Origin of the sequence: Bradyrhizobium sp. AZCC 2289, assembly GCF_036924615.1 — a bacterium.
Classification (GTDB): domain Bacteria; phylum Pseudomonadota; class Alphaproteobacteria; order Rhizobiales; family Xanthobacteraceae; genus Bradyrhizobium.
Window position 1 is genome coordinate 3428044 of the sequence record NZ_JAZHRY010000001.1, and the last position, 19331, is coordinate 3447374.

The following is a 19331-nucleotide window of genomic DNA, read 5'->3' on the forward strand; positions in this document are numbered from 1 at the left end:
GACACGACAGATGACATCCAGAATACCCGACGACCGCGGCCGCGCGCTACGCGTCGCCGGCGCACTGATCGGTCTTGCCGTGGTGCTGGGAGCCTGCAAGCACACCGATGAGGATCTGGCGGCGGTGAGCTACTCCCCCGATTATCGCCAGCGTCATCCGATCGCCATCCAGGAAGCGAACCGCTCGATCATCGTTTTCGTCGGTCAGGCCCGCGGCGGGCTTTCCGCTACCCAGCGCGCCGACGTGATGGGGATGGCGCAGAGCTGGCTTCGCGAAGGCACCGGCGCCATCAGCATCGATGTGCCCGTCGATACGCCGAACGCGAGGGCGGCGACCGAGTCACTCCGCGAGATCCAGGCGACGTTCGCCGCCGCCGGCGTACCGCCGCGCGCCGTCACCGTTCGCCAGTATCATCCCGAAGATCCGCGCCACATGGCGGCGATCCGGCTGAACTATCCGAGAATCTCGGCGGTTGCAGGCCCCTGCGGCCTGTGGCCCGAGGACCTCGGACCGTCGATCCACAACAAGAGCTACTTCGAAAACAAGTCGTATTACAATTTCGGCTGCGCCAACCAGCGCAATCTGGCGGCGATGATCGATAACCCGTCGGACCTCGTGCAGCCGCGTGACGAGACGCCGGCCTATACCGCCCGGCGTAGCGAAGCCTTCGAGAAATATCGCAAGGGTGTAACGACCACGACGATCTATCCCGAGGCCGAAAAGGCCAAACTCAGCGATACAGGCAAATGATCAGCTACGCGCGCCAGAACCCAGAACAGCAGCCGGACGGCACGCCGCCGTCCGCCGAAGACCACATCGCGCCCGCACCGCGCGTGTCGGTGCAGGCATTTTGCGAAACCGTGGAGACGGCGGGCGCCGTGCAATCGGCCGGTGAAGACCGCCGCCTCGGCAAGGCGCATCTCAAGATCCAGATGGGCGGCATGGCCGCCGCGGTGGAGGCTTATCGCTCGGCGCCGACGCCGAACGTGATCATCCTGGAGACCGAAGGCCGCAGCGACATTCTGAGCGGCCTCGACCAGCTCGCGACCGTATGCGACTCCGGAACCCGCGTGATCGTGATCGGCCGCCTCAACGATGTCGCGCTTTATCGCGAGCTGGTGCGCCGCGGCGTCAGCGACTACGTGATCGCGCCGGTCAGCACCATCGACATCGTGCGTTCGGTCTGCAACCTGTTCTCGGCGCCGGAGGCCAAGGCCGTCGGCCGCATCATCGCCGTCGTCGGCGCCAAGGGCGGCGTCGGCGCATCGACGCTCGCGCATAACGTCGCCTGGGCGATCGCGCGCGACCTTGCGCTGGATTCCGTGGTCGCCGATCTCGACCTCGCGTTCGGCACCGCCGGCCTCGACTACAATCAGGACCCGCCGCAGGGCATCGCCGACGCGGTGTTCTCGCCCGACCGGATCGATACCGCATTCATCGATCGCCTGCTGTCGAAATGCACCGACCACCTCAGCCTGCTGGCCGCACCGGCGACGCTCGATCGGGTCTATGATTTCAGCGCCGACGCCTTCGACTCGATCTTCGATACGCTTCGCACCACGATGCCCTGCATCGTGCTCGATATTCCCCATCAATGGTCGGGATGGACCAAGCGCGCCCTGATCGCCGCCGACGACATTCTGATCGTCGCCGCGCCAGATCTCGCCAATTTGCGCAATACCAAGAACATCTTCGATCTCCTGAAGGCCTCGCGGCCGAACGATCGCGCGCCGCTGTATTGTCTCAATCAGGTCGGCGTGCCGAAACGCCCCGAGATCAACGCCAGCGAGTTCGCGAAGGCGATCGAGAGCCAGCCGATCGCGTCTATCCCGTTCGAACCGCAGATGTTCGGCTCGGCGGCGAATAATGGCCAGATGATCGCGGAAATCTCCGCCACTCATCGCACCACCGAAATGTTCCTGCAGATTGCGCAGCGGCTGACCGGCCGCGGCGAGACCAAGAAGCCTCGGGGGATGTCGTTTCTGTCGCCCCTGATCGACAAGTTGCGGGCCAAGTAGCGCGCCCGCCTGGAGTATCGTCGTGTTTGGTAAGCGTAGCGGAAATGAAAGCGACACGCGGGCACTCAGGCCCGCCATTCAGACGCCGGAAGCCCCTTCCGTCGCGCCCGTCGTTGCGCGCGAAGCACCCGCGCCGGCCGTCGCGTCGCCGCCGCTCGCGCCCGCCAAGGCGCCTCCGCCCGCCATGGATAACCGGCGGTCCGACAATTATTACCAGGTCAAGGCGACCATCTTCGGCGCCCTGATCGAGGCGATCGACCTTGCCCAGCTCGCCAAGCTCGACGGCGAGTCGGCACGCGAGGAAATTCGCGACATCGTCAACGAGATCATCGCGATCAAGAACATCGTGATGTCGATCGCCGAGCAGGAAGAGCTGCTCGACGACATCTGCAACGACGTGCTCGGATACGGCCCGCTGGAGCCGCTATTGTCGCGCGACGATATCGCGGACATCATGGTCAACGGCGCCGGCACGGTATTCATCGAAGTCGCGGGCAAGATCCAGAAGACCGGCATCCGTTTCCGCGACAATCAGCAGCTTCTCAATATCTGCCAGCGCATCGTCAGCCAGGTCGGCCGCCGCGTCGACGAGTCCTCGCCGATCTGCGACGCCCGTCTCGCCGACGGCAGCCGCGTCAACGCCATCGTGCCGCCGCTGGCTATCGACGGCCCCGCGCTCACCATCCGCAAATTCAAGAAGGACAAGCTGACGCTCGATCAGCTGGTCAAGTTCGGCGCCATCTCGCCGGAAGGCGCCGAAATTCTGCAGATCATCGGCCGCGTCCGCTGCAACGTGCTGATCTCCGGCGGCACCGGCTCCGGCAAGACCACGCTCCTGAACTGCCTGACCCAGTTCATCGAGAATGACGAGCGCATCATTACCTGCGAAGACGCCGCCGAGCTCCAGTTGCAGCAGCCGCATGTGGTGCGGCTGGAAACCCGTCCGCCCAACATCGAGGGAGAAGGCCAGGTCACCATGCGCGAACTGGTCCGCAACTGCCTGCGTATGCGGCCTGAACGCATCATCGTCGGCGAAGTCCGCGGACCCGAAGCATTCGATCTGCTGCAGGCCATGAACACCGGCCACGACGGCTCGATGGGGACCTTGCATGCCAACAATCCGCGCGAAGCCCTGTCGCGCTGCGAATCGATGATCACGATGGGCGGATTTTCGCTGCCGTCGCGCACCATTCGCGAGATGATCTGCGCCTCGATCGACGTCGTCGTGCAGGCCGCGCGGCTGCGCGACGGCTCGCGGCGCATCACCCACATCACCGAAGTGATGGGCATGGAAGGCGACACCATCATCACCCAGGACCTGTTCGTGTACGACCTGGTCGGCGAGGACGCGAACGGCAAGATCATCGGCCAGCACCGTTCGACCGGAATCGGACGCCCGCGGTTTTGGGACCGCGCGCGATATTACGGCGAAGAGAAGCGGCTCGCGGCCGCGCTCGATGCCGCCGAAGTTGTCGGAAAGAGTTGAGGAAGCAGGCGATGAACACCCAAACGCTCGCACTGGCTTTCCTGGCCGCCACCGCCATCGGCGGCGTGGCATGGGTCTTCGTCTACCCGTCGCTCTCGGGAGAGAAAAAGGCCGAGGCGCGCCGTTCATCGGTCGCGCGACCCGAACCCGCGGCGCGCCAGGCCGACAAGAATCAGCGTTCTCGCCGCGAGCAGGTCGAAGGCACGCTGAAGGAACTCGATGCGCGCCGCCAGAAGGACAAGAAGGTCGCGCTGAGCACCCGCATCACCCAGGCCGGGCTGAGCTGGTCGACCCAGAAATTCTGGATCATCTCCGGTGTTCTTGCGGCCGTCGCCTTCATGCTCACCTTCATCGCCGGGGGCGGCCCGCTCGGTTCCGCCGGCCTGGCTTTCGCCGCCGGCTTCGGCCTGCCGCGCTGGATTTTGAACTTTCTGAAGAAGCGCCGGGAAACGGCCTTTCTCAAAGCGCTGCCCGACGCCGTGGACGTGATCGTTCGCGGCATCAAGGCCGGACTGCCGCTGTTTGAATCCATCAAGGTGGTCGCTGCCGACGCGCCGGAGCCGCTGAAGGGCGAGTTCCTGGCCATCATCGAAACCCAGACCATCGGCATTCCGCTTGGCGAGGCGTGCGCCCGCCTGTTCGAGCGAATGCCGCTGCCGGAGGCCAATTTCTTCGGCATCGTGATCGCGATCCAGCAGAAGTCGGGCGGCAACCTGTCCGAGGCGCTCGGCAATCTGTCCAAGGTGCTGCGCGACCGCAAGAAGATGCGGGAAAAGATTCAGGCGATGTCGATGGAAGCCAAGGCCTCCGCGGGCATCATTGGCTCGCTGCCGCCGATCGTGATGCTGCTGGTGTGGATCACGACCCCCGACTACATCGCGCTGTTGTGGACCCACTCGACCGGACAATTGATGCTGGTGGCCTGCCTGCTGTGGATGGCCTGCGGCATCCTGGTGATGAAGAAAATGATCAACTTCGATTTCTGATGGTGCAATATGATTGATTTTCTCGTCACAAAACTTCACGACGCCAGGTTCATGACCATGCTGCTCGCCGCCATTGCCGCGGGCGCGACCGCCTACACGCTGGTGATGCCGCTGTTCGCGGGCGAAGGCCTCGCCAAGCGCATGAAGGCCGTAGCCTCCGAGCGCGAACGCATCAGGCAGCGCGAGCGTGAGCGTCTCGCCAAGACGGAAAAGGTATCGCTGCGCCAGACGCCGAAGCAGATCGTCTCCAAGGTAGTGGAAGACTTCAACCTGTCCAAATGGCTGGCGCAGGAAGCCGCGCGCGACAAGCTGACGATGGCGGGCTACCGCGGCCAGGCGCCCTACATCACGTTCCTGTTCGCCCGCGCGGTGACGCCGATCGTGCTGTTTCTCGGCGCGATCCTGTACGTCTTCGTGATCACGCATATGCAAAAAACGCTGCCGGTCAAGATCGGCATTTGCATCGGCGCGGCCTATCTCGGGCTGCAGGCGCCGATGCTGTTTCTGAAGAACGCGATCAGCAAGCGCCAGCTCTCCATCAAGCGCGCCTTTCCCGATGCGCTCGACCTGCTGCTGATCTGCATCGAGTCCGGCATGTCGGTCGAAGTCGCCTTCCGCAAGGTCGCCACCGAGATCGTTACGCAATCGGTCGCGCTGTCGGAGGAGTTCGCGCTGACCACCGCCGAACTGTCCTATCTGCAGGACCGCAAGATGGCTTACGAGAATTTGGCGAAGCGCACCGGCCTCGACGGCGTCAAGTCGGTCTGCCTGGCCTTGCAGCAGTCGGAACGATACGGCACGCCGCTCGGACAGAGCCTGCGCGTGATGGCGCAGGAAAATCGCGACATGCGCATGAACGAGGCCGAGAAGAAGGCCGCGGCGCTGCCGCCGAAGCTCACGGTGCCGATGATCCTGTTCTTCCTGCCATGCCTTTTCATCGTCATTCTCGGGCCGAGCTACATCAAGGTGATGGCGATCCAGTGACGCACTTCGGCGCGGCGGGACGCCAGATGGGACGCCGTCATCGCCCGGCGTGCCGCCTTCGCTAAAGCTTCGGCGCGCCTGCACGGGGACCCGCCGAAGTCCGCCTTCGCGAAATTTGATGATCTACCGAAAGGCCGCGGCGTACTGGATCACCCGGGAGCTTGTCATCGGGCGCGCATTCGCGCGACCCGGTGGCAGGTGATGACGCCTGCCTGATCAGTCGGGCTGGCTGAGCGCGGCGACCGGCACCGTTCGGGCACCGGTGCGCGGATTGTCCTTGCGGTTCAGCATTTCCTTGAGATAGCCGACATTCGCCGCCGCCTCGTCCGCCGGCAGATCGGCCTTCACGATGGTCTCGGCCTCGGCGAAGCGGCCCTGCAGGCCGACCACCAGCGCCAGATTTTGCCGCACCCGCGCGTCGGCCCGGGCGTTGGCATAGGCGCGGCGCAGCGTTTCCTCCGCCTTCGGCAGATCCCTGGTCAGCATGTAGGAAAGGCCGAGGTTGGACAGCACCGACGGTTCGTCCGGCACGATCCGCAGCGCGCTCGCGTAATAGCGGCGTGCCTCCTCGTGCTTGCCGAGCTTGTCGAGCGCGGTGCCCTGCACCGACAGGATGCGCCAGTCGGGGTTGTCGGGCGAATGGGCGCGGCTGAGCACGTCGAAGGCGGCTTGCGAATTGCCGTTGTCGGCGAGCGCACGGCCGTAGCCGGCGAGCAGCGCCTTGTTGCCGGGATGGGCGATGGTGGCCTGTTCGAGCACCGCCGCGGCCTGGGCGCGCTGCCCGGTGGCGCGCAGCGCCTGGCCATAGGCGAGGGCGGCGTCGGCATCCTTAGGGTTTGCGCGATAGCGATCGCCATACACCTCGACCGCGCGGCGCGGATCGTCGGGCACAGCTTCCGCCCTCGATTCACCCCTGGAAGTGATCGATCCCGTCACGTCGGACATGGTCTGGCAGCCGCCAAGGCCCACGGCCAATAGCGCGGTCAACGCCGCGGAGGCGAGATAGCGGGCAAGATGCCCTGTATGGCTGGACTGTCGACGCATGGCACTTTAACTCACGATATCGGGCGAAAAGGATCAGCCGAACACGCCAGCAATAGACTGTTAACCCTAATGGCTGGTTAATCGGTTCCCGACGTCCCCCTGCAACGACCGAGAAACGCATGCCCTCCGTGTTCGAGACCGCGCCTGCCGCTTCAGCCATCCCCATTATCTTCGTTACCAAGGCGACCTGGGAGGCGATCAGCGGCGAGCTTGCCGCCGAGGGGCGGCAATTCGCGCTCGCCAACGGGTTTGCGGCAAAGCCCGGAAAATACCTGGCACTGCCGGCGGCCGATGGCCGGATCGCGCAGGTGCTGTTCGGCCTCGAGGAGGGGAGCGCCGCATCCCGCGACCTGTTCCGGCCCGGCGCGTTGCCGGGCCTGCTGCCGCCGGGCCTCTATCGTTTTGCCAATGCGCCGCACGACGTCCGACTGGCCACACTCGCCTTTGCACTGGGGAGCTACCGCTTCGGCCGCTATCGCAAGACCGACGCGCCCGATGTCAGGCTGGTGCCGTCCGAGGGCATCGATGCCGCCGACATCCAGCGGATGGCGGACGCCGCGGCGCTCGCCCGCGATCTCATCAACACGCCGTCCAACGATATGGGACCGGAGGAACTGGCGCAGGCCGCGCAGACGCTCGCGGCGCGCTTCGGCGCCAGCTTCAATTGCATCACCGGCGACGAGCTGGTGCGGCAGAACTTTCCGCTGATTCACGCGGTCGGCATGGCCTCGCCGCGCGCGCCGCGCCTGATCGATTTCAGCTGGGGCGACCCTGCGCACCCCAAGGTGACGCTGGTCGGCAAGGGCGTGTGTTTCGATACCGGCGGGCTCGATCTGAAGCCATCGAGCGGCATGCTGATCATGAAGAAGGACATGGGCGGCGCCGCCAATGTGCTGGCGTTGGCGCAGATGGTGATGGACGCGAAGCTGAAGCTGCGGCTCAGGGTGCTGATCCCGGCGGTCGAGAATGCGGTCGCCGGCAACGCCTTCCGCCCGCTCGACATCTTCAAGTCGCGCAAGGGGGTCACGGTGGAGATCGGCAATACCGACGCCGAAGGCCGGCTGGTGCTGGCGGATGCGCTGGCGCTGGCCTGCGAGGAGAAGCCCGATCTCTTGGTCGATCTGGGAACCCTGACCGGTGCTGCGCGGGTGGCGCTGGGGCCGGATTTACCGCCCTTTTACACCAATGATGAGACGCTGGCCGGGGACGTCGCGCGTTGCGCCAAAGGGGAGAACGATCCGTTGTGGCGAATGCCGCTGTGGCCGCCTTACGATTCCTGGCTGGATTCGAAGACCGCCGACATCAACAACGCGCCGCCCGGCGGCTTAGCCGGCTCGATCATTTGCGCGCTGTTCCTCCAGCGTTTCGTCACCGAGGCCACGCGCTGGCTGCATGTCGATATCTACGGCTGGACGCCATCGGCCAAACCGGCGCGACCCGAGGGTGGCGAATGCCAGGCGGCGCGCGCGATCTATAAACTCCTGAGCGAACGCTATGGATGATCCGCGGCTGACCCCGGCGCGGCCCGATCTCGCCGCGAAATATCTCGAAGGCAAGGTCAAGGCCGCACGCTTCGTGGCCGGCGAGGAATTCGAAATTGCCGCGGCCCTGGCGCCGCTGCGCGAGGCGCCGGCCTCGGATGCCATGCTGCTGACGCAGGCGCTGAAGGGCGAGCGCGTCACGATCTATGACCGCAACGGCGAAGGTTTTGCCTGGGGCCAGCTCAACAGCGACGGCTATGTCGGCTGGCTGCCTGATGCCGCGCTGACAAAACCTGGCGCCGCACCGACGCACAAGGTCACGGCGTTGCGGACCTTTGCGTTTCCCGCTGCTTCGATCAAACTGCCGCCGGTCGAGACGCTGACGATGGGGGCAAGCGTGACGGTTGCGTGGAACGACGGCGCGTTCGCCGTGATCCGCGAAGGCTGGTATCTGCCGCACCGGCATATCGGCGGCGTTGAGACGACGGAAGATGATTTCGTGGCCGTTGCCGAGCGGTTCATTGGCACGCCCTATCTGTGGGGCGGCAAGAGCAGTCTTGGCGTTGACTGTTCCGGCCTGGTGCAGATTTCACTGAATGCCGCTGGCATCGGCTGTCCGCGCGACAGCGACATGCAGCAGGACGGGCTTGGCCGGGAACTGGGCCCGGCGGAAGCGAAACAGCTGCAGCGCGGCGACCTGATCTTCTGGAACGACCATGTTGCGATTGCGCGCGACGCCTCAACCATCGTCCACGCCAACGCGCATCATATGGCGACCGCGGTCGAAAACACCCGCGATGCGATCGCGCGCATCAAGGCCGCGGGCAGCGAGGTGATGGCGATCAAGCGGATGGGATGAAGTGTCGAGGTCTCTCTTCACCTCTCCCTATGGGAGAGGTGCGACCGAGCCCGCGGCGCGTCCGGCGCTAAACCCCAACCGCTGCATCGGGATCGGCTTCCATCCGGAACGCGGCGGCAAACAGCGCGCGGGTGTAATCGCTCTTCGGATTCTTGAACAGTTCGGCGGCCGGGCCTTCCTCGACCACCTTGCCAAGCCGCATCACGATCAGATGGCTGGCCAAGGAGGCCACCACGCGCAAATCGTGCGAGATGAACATGTAGGTCAGATCGCGCTTGCGCTGCAGCTCGCGCAGCAAATCGACCATCTGGGCCTGGAACAGCATGTCTAGCGCGCTGGTCGGCTCGTCGAGCACGACAAAATTCGGCTCCAGCACCACTGCGCGCGCAATTGAGATGCGCTGGCGCTGGCCGCCGGAAAATTCATGCGGATAGCGAAAACGCGTCGCCGGATCGAGACCGACGTCGTTCAGCGCCTTGATGACGCGCGTCTCGCGCTCTTCGTAAGACAGCGCGCGCTGATGCACGCTCAGGCCTTCGGCGACGATGTCGCCGACCGACATGCGCGGGCTCAGCGCGCCGAACGGATCCTGGAACACGATCTGCATGTCGCGGCGGAACGGCAGCATGTCCCTGAAGCGCAGCCCCTGGATGTTTTTGCCGAGAAACACGATCGGGCCGTTCGAGGAGATCAGCCGCAGCAGGGCAAGGCCGAGCGTGGTTTTGCCGGATCCGGATTCGCCGACCACGCCGAGCGTCTCGCCCTTGCGCACCGCAAGGCTGACGCCATCGACCGCCTTGATATGTCCGACGGTCTTGCGCAGCAGGCCGCGCTTGACCGGAAACCAGACCTTTAGATTATCCGCGGACATCACCACCGGTTGGTCCGGCCGCGGCGGCGCCGGATCGGGCTTCGGCTCCGCCGCCAGCAGGTCGCGCGTATAGGGATGTTTCGGCGCGGTGAAAACCTGCTCGACCGGGCCCTGCTCGACGATCTTGCCATTCTTCATCACGCAGACGACGTCGGCGATGCGGCGCACGATGCCGAGATCGTGGGTGATGAACAGCAAGCTCATGCCGAGCCGAGTGCGAATCTCAGCCAACAGCGCCAGGATCTGCGCCTGCACGGTGACGTCGAGCGCGGTGGTCGGTTCGTCCGCGATCAGGAGATCCGGCTCGTTGGCGAGCGCCATCGCGATCATGACGCGCTGGCGCTGGCCGCCGGACAATTGGTGCGGATAGCTTTGCAGCCGGGTTTGCGGATCGGGAATGCCGACCTGCGTCAACAGTTCGAGCGTCCGCGCCCGCGCCGTCGCGGCGCTGACCGGATTGTGGAGTGAGAGTATCTCGCCGATCTGCGACTCGATCGTATGGAGCGGATTGAGCGAGGTCATCGGCTCCTGGAAGATGATCGAGACGTCGTTGCCGCGTATCCCGCGCATCTCGCGCTCCGACGATCCCAGCAAGTCGCGACCCTTGAACCGGATGCTGCCCGAGGGATGCGACGCGATCGGATACGGCAACAGCCTCAGGATCGACAGCGCACTGACCGATTTTCCGGAACCGGACTCGCCGACCAGCGCCACGCACTCGCCGCGCCTGATCGAGAAGGAGACATGATCGACCGCGACCGAGGCGCCGAACGCCACCGAGAGGTCGCGGATATCGAGCAGAGGCTGGTTGATGGCGTCCATGATGTTACCGGAACGTCTTGCGCGGATCGAAGGCGTCGCGCGCGCCTTCGCCGATGAAAATCAAGAGCGACAGCATGATCGCGACCGAGAAGAAACCGGTGAAGCCGAGCCAGGGCGCCTGCACGTTGGCCTTGGCTTGCGAGAGCAATTCACCAAGCGAGGGCGAACCGGGCGGCAGGCCGAAGCCGAGGAAGTCCAGCGCCGTCAGCGTCATCACCGACGACGACACGATGAAGGGGAGGAACGTCATGGTCGCCACCATCGCGTTCGGCAACAGATGGCGGAACATGATCACGGGGTTGGAGACACCGAGCGCCCGCGCCGCCTGGATGTATTCGAAATTGCGCCCGCGCAGGAATTCGGCCCGCACCAGACCGACCAGCGACACCCATGAGAACAACAGGAGAATGCCGAGCAGGACGAAGAAACCCGGCGGCAGCACCGCCGATATGATCAACAGCAGATACAGCGAGGGAATCGCGGTCCAGACTTCGATGAAACGCTGGAAGCCGAGGTCGACCCAGCCGCCGAAATAGCCCTGCACGCCGCCGGCGGCGACACCGATGATCGAGGAGATGATGGTCAGCGTCAGACCGAACAGCACCGAGATACGAAAGCCGTAGATCAGGCGCGCGACCACGTCGCGGCCCTGATCGTCGGTTCCGAGCCAGTTATATTCGAGGTCGCGGCAGCCGTTGAGGTGCTTCTTCGTCACCACCTCCTTGCACTGGTCCTCCGTCAGCAGCCAGGTCGGCTTCGATGGCGCCGGCGTCGGCAGGTCGAGATTGTGCGTATCGTAGGAATAGCGGATCAGCGGCCAGACGATGCTGCCGCCCTTGGCCGCGATCTGTTTCTGCAAGTAGGGATCACGATAGTCGGCGGCGGTCTCGAAATCGCCGCCGAAAGTGGTCTCCGAATAACTGACAAAGGCCGGCCAGTAGAGATGGCCGTCATATTTGACGAGGAAGGGACGATCGTTGGCGATCAGCTCGGCAAACAGCGAGATGAAGAACAGGATCAGGAAGATCCAGAGCGACCAGTAACCCCGCCGGTTGGCCTTGAAATTCTGCCAGCGGCGGCGGTTGAGCGGCGAAGGACTGAAGCGGTGGCGCGTCGGCGGGACGGCTTCGCCGAGCGGCGCTTGCGTCGTGGTCTCGACCGGCAGGGGTGCGGTGATCGTCATCAGACCTCACGCGCCTCGAAATCGATCCGCGGATCGATCCACATGTAAGCGAGATCGGAGATCAGATTGACCACTAGGCCGACCAGCGAAAAGATGAACAGCGTGCCGAATACGACCGGATAATCGCGATTGAGTACGCTCTCGAAACCGAGCAGGCCGAGCCCGTCGAGCGAAAAGATGGTTTCGATCAAGAGCGAGCCGGAGAAGAAGGCGTGGATGAACGCGCCGGGAAAACCCGCGATCACGATCAGCATCGCGTTTCGGAAGATGTGGTTGTACAGCACCTGCCGCTCGCTGCAGCCCTTGGCGCGCGCGGTCATCACATATTGCTTGCGGATCTCATCGAGGAACGAGTTCTTGGTCAGAAGCGTCATGGTGGCGAAGGCGCCGAGCGCCATCGCGATCAGCGGCAGTGTGATGTGCCAGAAATAATCGATGATTTTCCAGTACCAGGGAAATTGCGACCAGCCGTCCGAAGTCAGCCCCCGTAGCGGGAAAATGTTGAGGAACGAGCCGCCGGCGAACAGGATGATCAGCAGGATCGCGAACAGGAACCCGGGAATCGCAAATCCGACGATGATCACGGCAGAGGTCCAGGTATCGAACTTGGAGCCATCCATCACCGCCTTGCGGATGCCGAGCGGGATCGAAATCAGATAGGTCAGTAGCGTCATCCAGATCCCGAGCGACATCGAGACCGGCAGCTTCTCCTTGATCAGCTGGAGCACGCTGACGTCGCGGAAATAGCTCTTGCCGAAATCGAACCGCGAAAAATTCCACACCATCAGCGCGAAACGCTCGGGCGCCGGCTTGTCGAAACCGAACTGGACTTCCAGTTTCTTGATGAAGTCCGGGTCGAGCCCCTGCGCGCCGCGGTATTTCGAATTGACCGCGTTTCCGGGTGCCACGGCCGGGTTGCCGCGTGCGCCGAAATCGCCGCCGCCGCCGGAAATCCGGGACGTCCCGCCGGTGTCGGCGCCAGAAAGCTGCGCGATCACGCGCTCGACCGGACCGCCCGGCGCGAACTGAACGACGATGAAGGAAACGAACAGGATTCCCAACAGCGTCGGGAACATCAGGAGAATACGGCGGGCAATATAGGCGCTCATGAATTATTTCGCCTGCTCGAGCTTGGCGGCCTTGTTGGCATCGAACCACCAGTTTTCCGGCGCGCCGACGCCCTGCGCATACTTCGCCGGCTTTTCCGGGTGACGAAACACATCCCAATAAGCGATCGGGTGCGTGGAGCGGTACCATTGCGGCACCCAATAACGGCCGGCTCGAAATACCCGGTCGAGCGCCCGGCATGCGAAAGTCAAATCGGCCCGGGTTTCGGCGCTGATCGCCTTTTCGATCAGCGCGTCGATCGCGGGACTGGCAACGCCTGCCAAATTATACGAGCCTTTGGTGGCCGCCTCCTTCGACGAAAAATACGGCCGCAGGCTGTCGCCCGGCGTCGCCGACATGCTCATGCGCTGGACCGTCATCTCGAAATCAAAGGCTTCCTCACGGGCGCGGAATTGCACGGCATCAACCAGCCGGATGCCGGCCTCGACCCCGATCTGGCCGAGATTCTTGATGAAGGTCGCGTGATGCGGCTGAAATGACGGCTCGTCGAGCAGGAATTCGATTGTGAAAATCTCGCCGTTCGGCAATCGCCGCTTGCCGTCCTTGACGACGCATCCGGCATCGTTGAGCAGTTGCACGGCCTTGCGCAGCAGCGTCCGGTCCTGCCCCGATCCATCCGACACCGGCGGCACGAAGGGCTCACCGAACACCTCGTCCGGCACCTGGCCGCGGAACGGCTCGAGCAGCTTCAGCTCTTCAGGCGAAGGCGGTCCGCTCGCCACCATGTCCGAATTCTGGAACGGCGAGCAGGTGCGCGCATAGGCGCCATACATGACGGTCTTGTTGGTCCACTCGAAATCGAACGCAAAGCCCAGGGCTTCACGCACACGCGGATCCTTGAACTTGTCGCGGCGCGTATTGAAGATCCAGCCCTGCCCGCCGGACGGCGTTTCATCCGGCAGCGTCTCACGCTTGACCCGGCCGTCCTTGACGGCTGCGAAGTCGTAGCGTGTGGCCCAGATACGCGCGGTGAACTCCTCGCGGAACAGATAGCTCTTGCCTGAAAAGCCCTCGAACGCGACATCGCGATCGCGATAAAACTCGTAGCGAACGGTATCGAAATTGTAGCTGCCGCGGTTGACGGCAAGGTCGGCCGCCCACCAGTCCTTGACCCGATCGTATTCGACGTAGCGGTTGACCTCGTATTTGCCGACCTTGTACGGGCCCGATCCGAGCGGCGCATCGAGGCTCGATTCATCGAACGGGCGTGTGGCATAATAGGCCTTGGAGAAGATCGGCAGGCCGGCGACGAAGAGCGGCACATCGCGCGCGCGCTTCGGCGCAAAGGTGACAATCACCGTCGCATCGTCGGGCGCTTCGGCCTTCACAAAGTCGCGCAGCTGAACCACGATCAGCGGGTGCCCTTTTTCCTTCAGCGTATTCAGCGAGAAGGCGACGTCCTGCGCCGTGAGCTTCGAGCCGTCGTGAAATCGCGCCTCGGGCCGCACCGTAAAACGGTAAGTCAGCTTGTCGGGTGAAATCCGCACGGATTTCGCGGCAAGACCGTACATCGCGTCGGGTTCGTCGTTCGCGCGCGCCATCAGGCTCACGAACGTCATGTCCATGCCCTGTGCGCCTTCGCCCTTCAGGATGTAGGCATTGAACGAATTGAAGGTGAAGAAGGATTGGTTGAAGGCGCGGGCCGACGGGATCAGCGAAAACAATCCGCCCTTCGGCGCGGCGACATTCACGTATTCGAAATGGTGGAAGTCGGCCGGATATTTCAGATCGCCGAACACCGACATCCCGTGCGTCTCGGCGCCGTCCTCGGCGGCGGCCGATGTGGGCCGAAATCGCGCGGCGCTCAGCGCACCGATGCCGAGACCGAGACCGAGCGCGTGCCGACGGGTGAGTAGCGCCATGCGCGATCCCTTCAACTGCGCTTGCCGAGCTTGGCGGCCTTGTCGGCGTCCCACCACCAGATCGTCGGGAAGCCCGACAACCCGTATTTCGGCATTTCCGCCGGCTGCCCGAAGCGGTCCCAGCGCGCAGTCCTTACTTTCGGATAATTCCACTGCGGCACGACGTAGTGATTCCACAGCAGCACCCGATCGAGCGCCTTGGTCGCCGCAACCAGGTCGTCGCGGTCCTTGGTGAAAATCACGCGCTCGATCAGCTTGTCGATCGCCGGATTCTTGATGCCGATAATGTTGCGCGACCCTGCCATGTCGGCGGCCTGGGAGCCCCAATATTCGCGCTGTTCGTTGCCAGGCGACAATGATTCCCCCCACGACGACACGACGATATCGAAATCCCAGCTACGCAGCCGGTTCTCATATTGCGACGGATCAATCGTACGTACGCTTACCGCAATTCCGAGCCGCTCCAAAGAAGGCTTGAAGAACAGCATGACCCGCTCAAAGCTCGGGTCCTCGTTGAGCAATTCGACTGTGAATTGCGTGCCGGTCTTGCTCTCGACGAGCTTGCGGTCGCGAATTTCGTAACCGGCCTCTTTGAGCAAGCGGAGCCCCTCGCGCAGATTTTCGCGCACCGCTTCCGGGCTGCCACCCACCGGATTGGCGTAGGCCGTCGTAAAGACTTCAGCCGGCACCTCCGCGCGGACTGTCTCGAGGATTTCGAGCTCCTTGCCTTGCGGCAGTCCGCTCGAAGCCAGCTCCGTGCCATCGAAATAACTGCTGACGCGCTTGTATTGGTCGAAGAAGATTTGCTTGTTCATCTCCTCGAAATCGAACGCAAAATTCAGCGCGCGGCGCACGCGCGGGTCCCTGAATTTATCGCGTCGGATATTCAGTGCGAACGCCTGCATGATTCCAGAACTGCGGTTCGGAAACTCCTCCAGCAGCACTCGCTTTTCGGTGACTGCGGGAAAATCGTAGGCGGTAGCCCAGTTTTTCGCGCTGTTTTCGGTGCGCCAATCCACCTGATCGCCCTTGAACGCCTCAAGCGCCACGATCGAGTCGCGGAAGTATTCGTAGCGCAGTTCGTCAAAATTGTTGCGGCCAATATTCGCACTGAGACCGCGGCCCCAATAATCCTTCACCCGTTCGAGCGCAATCGAGCGACCGGCGACGAAGTCCTTGATGCGATAGGGACCGGAGCCCAGCGGTTTCTCCAGCGTGGTAGCGGCGATGTCACGCTTGCGGCCTTCGGCGTCGCTCCCCTCCCACCAATGCTTCGGCAATACCAGAAGCTGGCCGACGATCTGCGGAAGCTCACGATTGCCGGGCGCATCGAAAGTGAACTTTATGTCGCGATCGCCACTCTTTTCAGCCTTCACCACATGGCGATAGTAGGCCGAATATTGTGGATGATATTTCTTGAACGCGTCGAGCGAAAAAATTACGTCTTCTGGAGTCACCGGCTTGCCATCATGCCACTTCGCCAGTGCCCGCAGGCGATAGGTGACAGAAGAAAAATCCTCCGGATGGCTAAATACCTCCGCCAGCGCACCATATTCGGTCGAAACTTCGTCCAGCGACGGCGTCGTCAGCGATTCATAAATCAGCTGGACAGGGGCCGCTATCGCACCCTTGACCCCGGCAACCGTGACATTCAAGTTGTCGAAGGTCCCGATCAAAATCTGGCGGACGGTGCCGCCCTTGGGCGCGTCCGGATTCACGTAATCGAAGCGTTTGAAGTCAGCCGGATATTTGATGTCGCCGAACAGCGACAAGGCATGTCGCCAGACCAGCCCGTCCGATGCGACTTGCGCGTGGGCCGGCGAAATCGCGGAAACGCCTGGGTTAAGCCCCAGCGCCGGAGCCATTGCTGCGACAGCGCCGCCTTGCAGAAGATGTCGTCGGGTAATCGCCAAATGCAGAATTCCTGTTGCTGACCAGCGCTACTGAGGACCCAATATAAGGCAAGGGTTCGACAAATTACGTTGCTTTTTCCTCATCTTGCCAGACCGTAATCGGCGCCGCTGCGGCGAAACGTCCCGATAACGACAACGCGATCCGGATATGGAAACGGCCAGGCAATGCCTGGCCGCTACACCGACGTCCATGCGGGACGGTCGAAATCTTATTTCGCCGCCGTCGGCAGCGGAACCGGGCTGTCGGCCAGCGTACGCAGATAGGCGATCACGTCAGCGCGCTCGCTGTCCTTCTGGATACCGGCAAAACCCATCGCCGTGCCGGGAATGTAACCCTTCGGATTGGAGATGAACTGGTTGAGCTCGTCATAGCCCCAGGTGCCGCCCTTGGCCTTCATCGGCGCCGAGAAATTGAACCCGCGTCCCTCGCCCTTGTGGTCGCCGACGATACCGAACAGGTTCGGACCCACGCGGTTGGGGCCACCCTTCTCGAAGGTATGGCAGGCGGCGCACTTCTTGGCCGCCGCAGCGCCCTTTTCGACCGAGGCGGTCTGCAGCAATTTCTCGATCGGCTCGGACGGCGCCGCGGCTTCCTTGGCCCCACCCTCGTGGGCCTCTTCCTTCACGGCAATCTCAAAGCCCGGCTTTTCCGGCATCACGGGCGAAAAAATCGCGCCGGCGGCAAAGCTCGTCACCAGGAGCAGAATGCAGGTGCCGAGAACGGCACCGATCACTTTATTAAGTTCGAAGGAGTCCATATTGGATCAGGCTCCAGAGCCGGAAGGTCGACTGAAGGCCGGCAAAACGGCCGCGGATTCGCATCAGGAATCAGGCTTTCGCGCCGCACCCTCAGCAGGGTTGAGATATCGGTTTGCCCGCGCTCTGGCAACCCGTATAAACGCCCCGACTTTCCGCCCATCCCCATTATTTCCGGCATGTTTTCACGCCGCCTTTGACCTCGCTCCGATGACCGAAACCCGCACTTTGGTGCTGATTCCCGCCCGCATGGCGGCCACCCGGCTGCCCGGCAAGCCGTTGCTGGACATTGCCGGCCTGCCGATGATCGTCCATGTGCTGCGCCGGGCGGAAGCCGCCAAAATCGGCCGGGTCGCGGTCGCGACCGACACGCCGGAGATCGCGGCCGCCGTGAAATCCCATGGCGGCGAGGTGGTGATGACCAACCCCGACCACCCGTCCGGCTCGGACCGGATTTACGAGGCCATGAAAACCCTCGATCCCGGGGGCAAGGCCGAGATCGTGGTCAATCTGCAGGGCGATTTCCCGACCATTACGCCCGACACCATCCGCAGCGTGCTGCCGCCGCTGGCCGACCCCGCGGTCGATATCTCGACGCTGGCGTCCGAGATTCACACCGAGGAGGAAGACGGCGCGCCGAGCGTGGTGAAGGCGGTCGGCTCGCCGATCGGCCCGCGACGGTTGCGCGCGTTGTACTTCACGCGCGCCACGGCGCCATGGGGCGATGGGCCGCGCTACCATCACATCGGCCTCTATGCCTATCGCCGCGCGGCGCTGGAGCGCTTCGTGCAGCTGCCGCCCTCGCCGCTCGAGCGCCAGGAAAAACTCGAGCAACTCCGGGCCCTGGAGGCCGGCATGCGGATCGACATCACCATCGTCGACACGGTGCCCCGCGGCGTCGATACCCCGGCCGATCTCGAAACCGCCCGCCGGATACTGGCAAATGGCTGAGCTGCTGATAGAAGGCGCCAGGAAAGATAACATGACCAAGAAGCTAAAAATCGCGTTCCAGGGCGAGCCCGGCGCCAATTCCCATATCGCCATCGTCGAAGCCTATCCCGACGCCGAGCCGCTGCCCTGCCCAACGTTTGAGGACGCGCTGGCTGTGATCGCCTCGGGCGAAGCGGACCTGGGGATGATCCCGATCGAGAATTCGGTCGCCGGCCGGGTCGCCGACATCCATCATTTGCTGCCGAATTCCGGCCTGTTCATCGTCGACGAATATTTCTTGCCGATCCGTCACCAATTGATGGCGCCGCGCGGAGCCAAGCTCACCGACATCAAGACGGTGGAGAGCCACGTCCACGCGCTCGGCCAGTGCCGCCGCATCATCCGAAAACTCGGCGTCAAGCCGATCGTCGCGGCCGACACCGCCGGCAGCGCACGCGATGTCGCCGAACGCGGCGACAAGACGGTCGCCGCGATCGCTTCGCGATTGGCCGCGCAAATCTACGGCCTGGAGATCCTGGCCGAGGACGTCGAGGACGAGGCCCACAACACCACGCGCTTCGTGGTGCTGGCGCGCGAGGAAAAATGGGCCGAACAGGGCTCGGGGCCGCTGGTCACCACTTTTGTCTTCCGGGTGCGCAACCTTCCCGCCGCGCTCTACAAGGCGCTCGGCGGCTTTGCGACCAACGGCGTCAACATGACCAAGCTGGAAAGCTACATGGTCGACGGCGAATTCTCCGCGACCCAGTTTTACGCCGACGTCGACGGCCATCCCGACGACAGGGGTCTCGCCTTTGCGCTGGAGGAATTGAAATTCTTCTCGCGCGAATTCCGCATTGTCGGCGTCTACCCCGCCCAGCCCTTCCGCGCGACGTTCAGCGAGAAGATGGAGTAGAGGTGACGTCAGTCATTCCGGGGCCCGCGTTAGCGCGAACCCGGAATCTCGAGATTCCGGGTTCGATGCTTCGCATCGCCCCGAAATGACGGCG

16 protein-coding genes are annotated in these 19331 nt (G+C 63.4%); 9 read left to right on the forward strand and 7 right to left on the reverse strand.

Annotated elements, in window-relative coordinates:
• Positions 1 to 10 precede the first annotated feature (10 nt).
• From V1289_RS16510 to V1289_RS16530, 5 genes are read left to right on the forward strand one after another with little or no spacing between them, the layout of a single operon-like run.
• Entirely contained in the window at positions 11 to 751 is a 741-nt protein-coding gene (locus tag V1289_RS16510) for a CpaD family pilus assembly protein (RefSeq protein ID WP_334397880.1), read from the forward strand.
• On the forward strand, positions 748 to 2019 hold the full coding sequence (locus V1289_RS16515) for an AAA family ATPase (protein ID WP_334397881.1): 1272 nt from the start codon (positions 748 to 750) through the stop codon (positions 2017 to 2019). The genes V1289_RS16510 and V1289_RS16515 overlap by 4 nt, the downstream gene beginning before the upstream one ends.
• Before the next feature lie 22 nt (positions 2020 to 2041).
• Positions 2042 to 3505 (forward strand): CpaF family protein, encoded by a 1464-nt coding sequence (locus V1289_RS16520; RefSeq protein WP_309180008.1) that lies wholly within the window; start codon positions 2042 to 2044, stop codon positions 3503 to 3505.
• 11 nt (positions 3506 to 3516) lie between these two features.
• The gene (locus V1289_RS16525) at positions 3517 to 4491 is read left to right on the forward strand and encodes a type II secretion system F family protein (RefSeq protein ID WP_334397882.1); all 975 of its coding nucleotides are present in this window, start codon (positions 3517 to 3519) and stop codon (positions 4489 to 4491) included.
• Positions 4492 to 4500: 9 nt separating this feature from the next.
• Positions 4501 to 5475 (forward strand): type II secretion system F family protein, encoded by a 975-nt coding sequence (locus V1289_RS16530; RefSeq protein ID WP_334397883.1) that lies wholly within the window; start codon positions 4501 to 4503, stop codon positions 5473 to 5475.
• Between the two features lie 216 nt (positions 5476 to 5691).
• On the opposite strand, the gene V1289_RS16535 is transcribed toward V1289_RS16530, so the two are convergent.
• Positions 5692 to 6519, reverse strand: coding sequence for a tetratricopeptide repeat protein (locus tag V1289_RS16535; protein ID WP_334397884.1), 828 nt, complete (start codon positions 6517 to 6519; stop codon positions 5692 to 5694).
• A gap of 119 nt (positions 6520 to 6638) precedes the next feature.
• On the opposite strand from V1289_RS16535, the gene V1289_RS16540 reads away from it, so the two are divergent.
• Positions 6639 to 8021: a leucyl aminopeptidase family protein gene (locus tag V1289_RS16540; protein ID WP_334397885.1), complete on the forward strand. Its 1383-nt coding sequence runs from the start codon at positions 6639 to 6641 to the stop codon at positions 8019 to 8021.
• Entirely contained in the window at positions 8014 to 8859 is an 846-nt protein-coding gene (locus V1289_RS16545; RefSeq protein WP_334397886.1) for a C40 family peptidase, read from the forward strand. Before V1289_RS16540 ends, V1289_RS16545 begins: the two co-directional genes overlap by 8 nt.
• Positions 8860 to 8926: 67 nt before the next feature.
• On the opposite strand, the gene V1289_RS16550 is transcribed toward V1289_RS16545, so the two are convergent.
• The 6 genes from V1289_RS16550 to V1289_RS16575 form a co-directional block, all read right to left on the reverse strand.
• The gene (locus V1289_RS16550; protein WP_334397887.1) at positions 8927 to 10552 is read right to left on the reverse strand and encodes an ABC transporter ATP-binding protein; all 1626 of its coding nucleotides are present in this window, start codon (positions 10550 to 10552) and stop codon (positions 8927 to 8929) included.
• 4 nt (positions 10553 to 10556) lie between these two features.
• On the reverse strand, positions 10557 to 11735 hold the full coding sequence (locus V1289_RS16555) for an ABC transporter permease (RefSeq protein WP_074273053.1): 1179 nt from the start codon (positions 11733 to 11735) through the stop codon (positions 10557 to 10559).
• Entirely contained in the window at positions 11735 to 12844 is a 1110-nt protein-coding gene (locus V1289_RS16560) for a microcin C ABC transporter permease YejB (protein ID WP_334397888.1), read from the reverse strand. The genes V1289_RS16555 and V1289_RS16560 overlap by 1 nt, the downstream gene beginning before the upstream one ends.
• A 3-nt stretch (positions 12845 to 12847) precedes the next feature.
• Entirely contained in the window at positions 12848 to 14725 is a 1878-nt protein-coding gene (locus V1289_RS16565) for an extracellular solute-binding protein (protein ID WP_334397889.1), read from the reverse strand.
• Positions 14726 to 14736: 11 nt separating this feature from the next.
• Positions 14737 to 16638 carry an extracellular solute-binding protein gene (locus V1289_RS16570; protein WP_334397890.1) on the reverse strand — a complete coding sequence of 634 codons (1902 nt, stop codon included), beginning with the start codon at positions 16636 to 16638 and terminating at the stop codon, positions 14737 to 14739.
• A 209-nt stretch (positions 16639 to 16847) separates the two neighbouring features.
• Positions 16848 to 17396 (reverse strand): c-type cytochrome, encoded by a 549-nt coding sequence (locus V1289_RS16575; RefSeq protein WP_074273050.1) that lies wholly within the window; start codon positions 17394 to 17396, stop codon positions 16848 to 16850.
• 208 nt (positions 17397 to 17604) lie between these two features.
• Here V1289_RS16575 and V1289_RS16580 point away from each other — a divergent pair, with 208 nt between their 5' ends.
• Entirely contained in the window at positions 17605 to 18345 is a 741-nt protein-coding gene (locus V1289_RS16580) for a 3-deoxy-manno-octulosonate cytidylyltransferase (protein WP_334397891.1), read from the forward strand.
• A gap of 31 nt (positions 18346 to 18376) precedes the next feature.
• Positions 18377 to 19237 (forward strand): prephenate dehydratase, encoded by an 861-nt coding sequence (locus V1289_RS16585; protein WP_334407502.1) that lies wholly within the window; start codon positions 18377 to 18379, stop codon positions 19235 to 19237.
• Positions 19238 to 19331 lie beyond the last annotated feature (94 nt).

What these genes read in the sequence shown, in the direction of transcription:
- V1289_RS16545 (WP_334397886.1), top strand. Translation starts at nt 8,014, where the DNA reads ATGGATGATCCGCGGCTGACCCCGGCGCGGCCCGATCTCGCCGCGAAA.
- V1289_RS16575 (WP_074273050.1), bottom strand. Translation starts at nt 17,396, where the DNA reads ATGGACTCCTTCGAACTTAATAAAGTGATCGGTGCCGTTCTCGGCACC.
- V1289_RS16530 (WP_334397883.1), top strand. Translation starts at nt 4,501, where the DNA reads ATGATTGATTTTCTCGTCACAAAACTTCACGACGCCAGGTTCATGACC.
- V1289_RS16515 (WP_334397881.1), top strand. Translation starts at nt 748, where the DNA reads ATGATCAGCTACGCGCGCCAGAACCCAGAACAGCAGCCGGACGGCACG.
- V1289_RS16585 (WP_334407502.1), top strand. Translation starts at nt 18,377, where the DNA reads ATGACCAAGAAGCTAAAAATCGCGTTCCAGGGCGAGCCCGGCGCCAAT.
- V1289_RS16550 (WP_334397887.1), bottom strand. Translation starts at nt 10,552, where the DNA reads ATGGACGCCATCAACCAGCCTCTGCTCGATATCCGCGACCTCTCGGTG.
- V1289_RS16525 (WP_334397882.1), top strand. Translation starts at nt 3,517, where the DNA reads ATGAACACCCAAACGCTCGCACTGGCTTTCCTGGCCGCCACCGCCATC.
- V1289_RS16510 (WP_334397880.1), top strand. Translation starts at nt 11, where the DNA reads ATGACATCCAGAATACCCGACGACCGCGGCCGCGCGCTACGCGTCGCC.
- V1289_RS16555 (WP_074273053.1), bottom strand. Translation starts at nt 11,735, where the DNA reads ATGACGATCACCGCACCCCTGCCGGTCGAGACCACGACGCAAGCGCCG.
- V1289_RS16535 (WP_334397884.1), bottom strand. Translation starts at nt 6,519, where the DNA reads ATGCGTCGACAGTCCAGCCATACAGGGCATCTTGCCCGCTATCTCGCC.
- V1289_RS16560 (WP_334397888.1), bottom strand. Translation starts at nt 12,844, where the DNA reads ATGAGCGCCTATATTGCCCGCCGTATTCTCCTGATGTTCCCGACGCTG.
- V1289_RS16580 (WP_334397891.1), top strand. Translation starts at nt 17,605, where the DNA reads ATGACCGAAACCCGCACTTTGGTGCTGATTCCCGCCCGCATGGCGGCC.
- V1289_RS16540 (WP_334397885.1), top strand. Translation starts at nt 6,639, where the DNA reads ATGCCCTCCGTGTTCGAGACCGCGCCTGCCGCTTCAGCCATCCCCATT.
- V1289_RS16565 (WP_334397889.1), bottom strand. Translation starts at nt 14,725, where the DNA reads ATGGCGCTACTCACCCGTCGGCACGCGCTCGGTCTCGGTCTCGGCATC.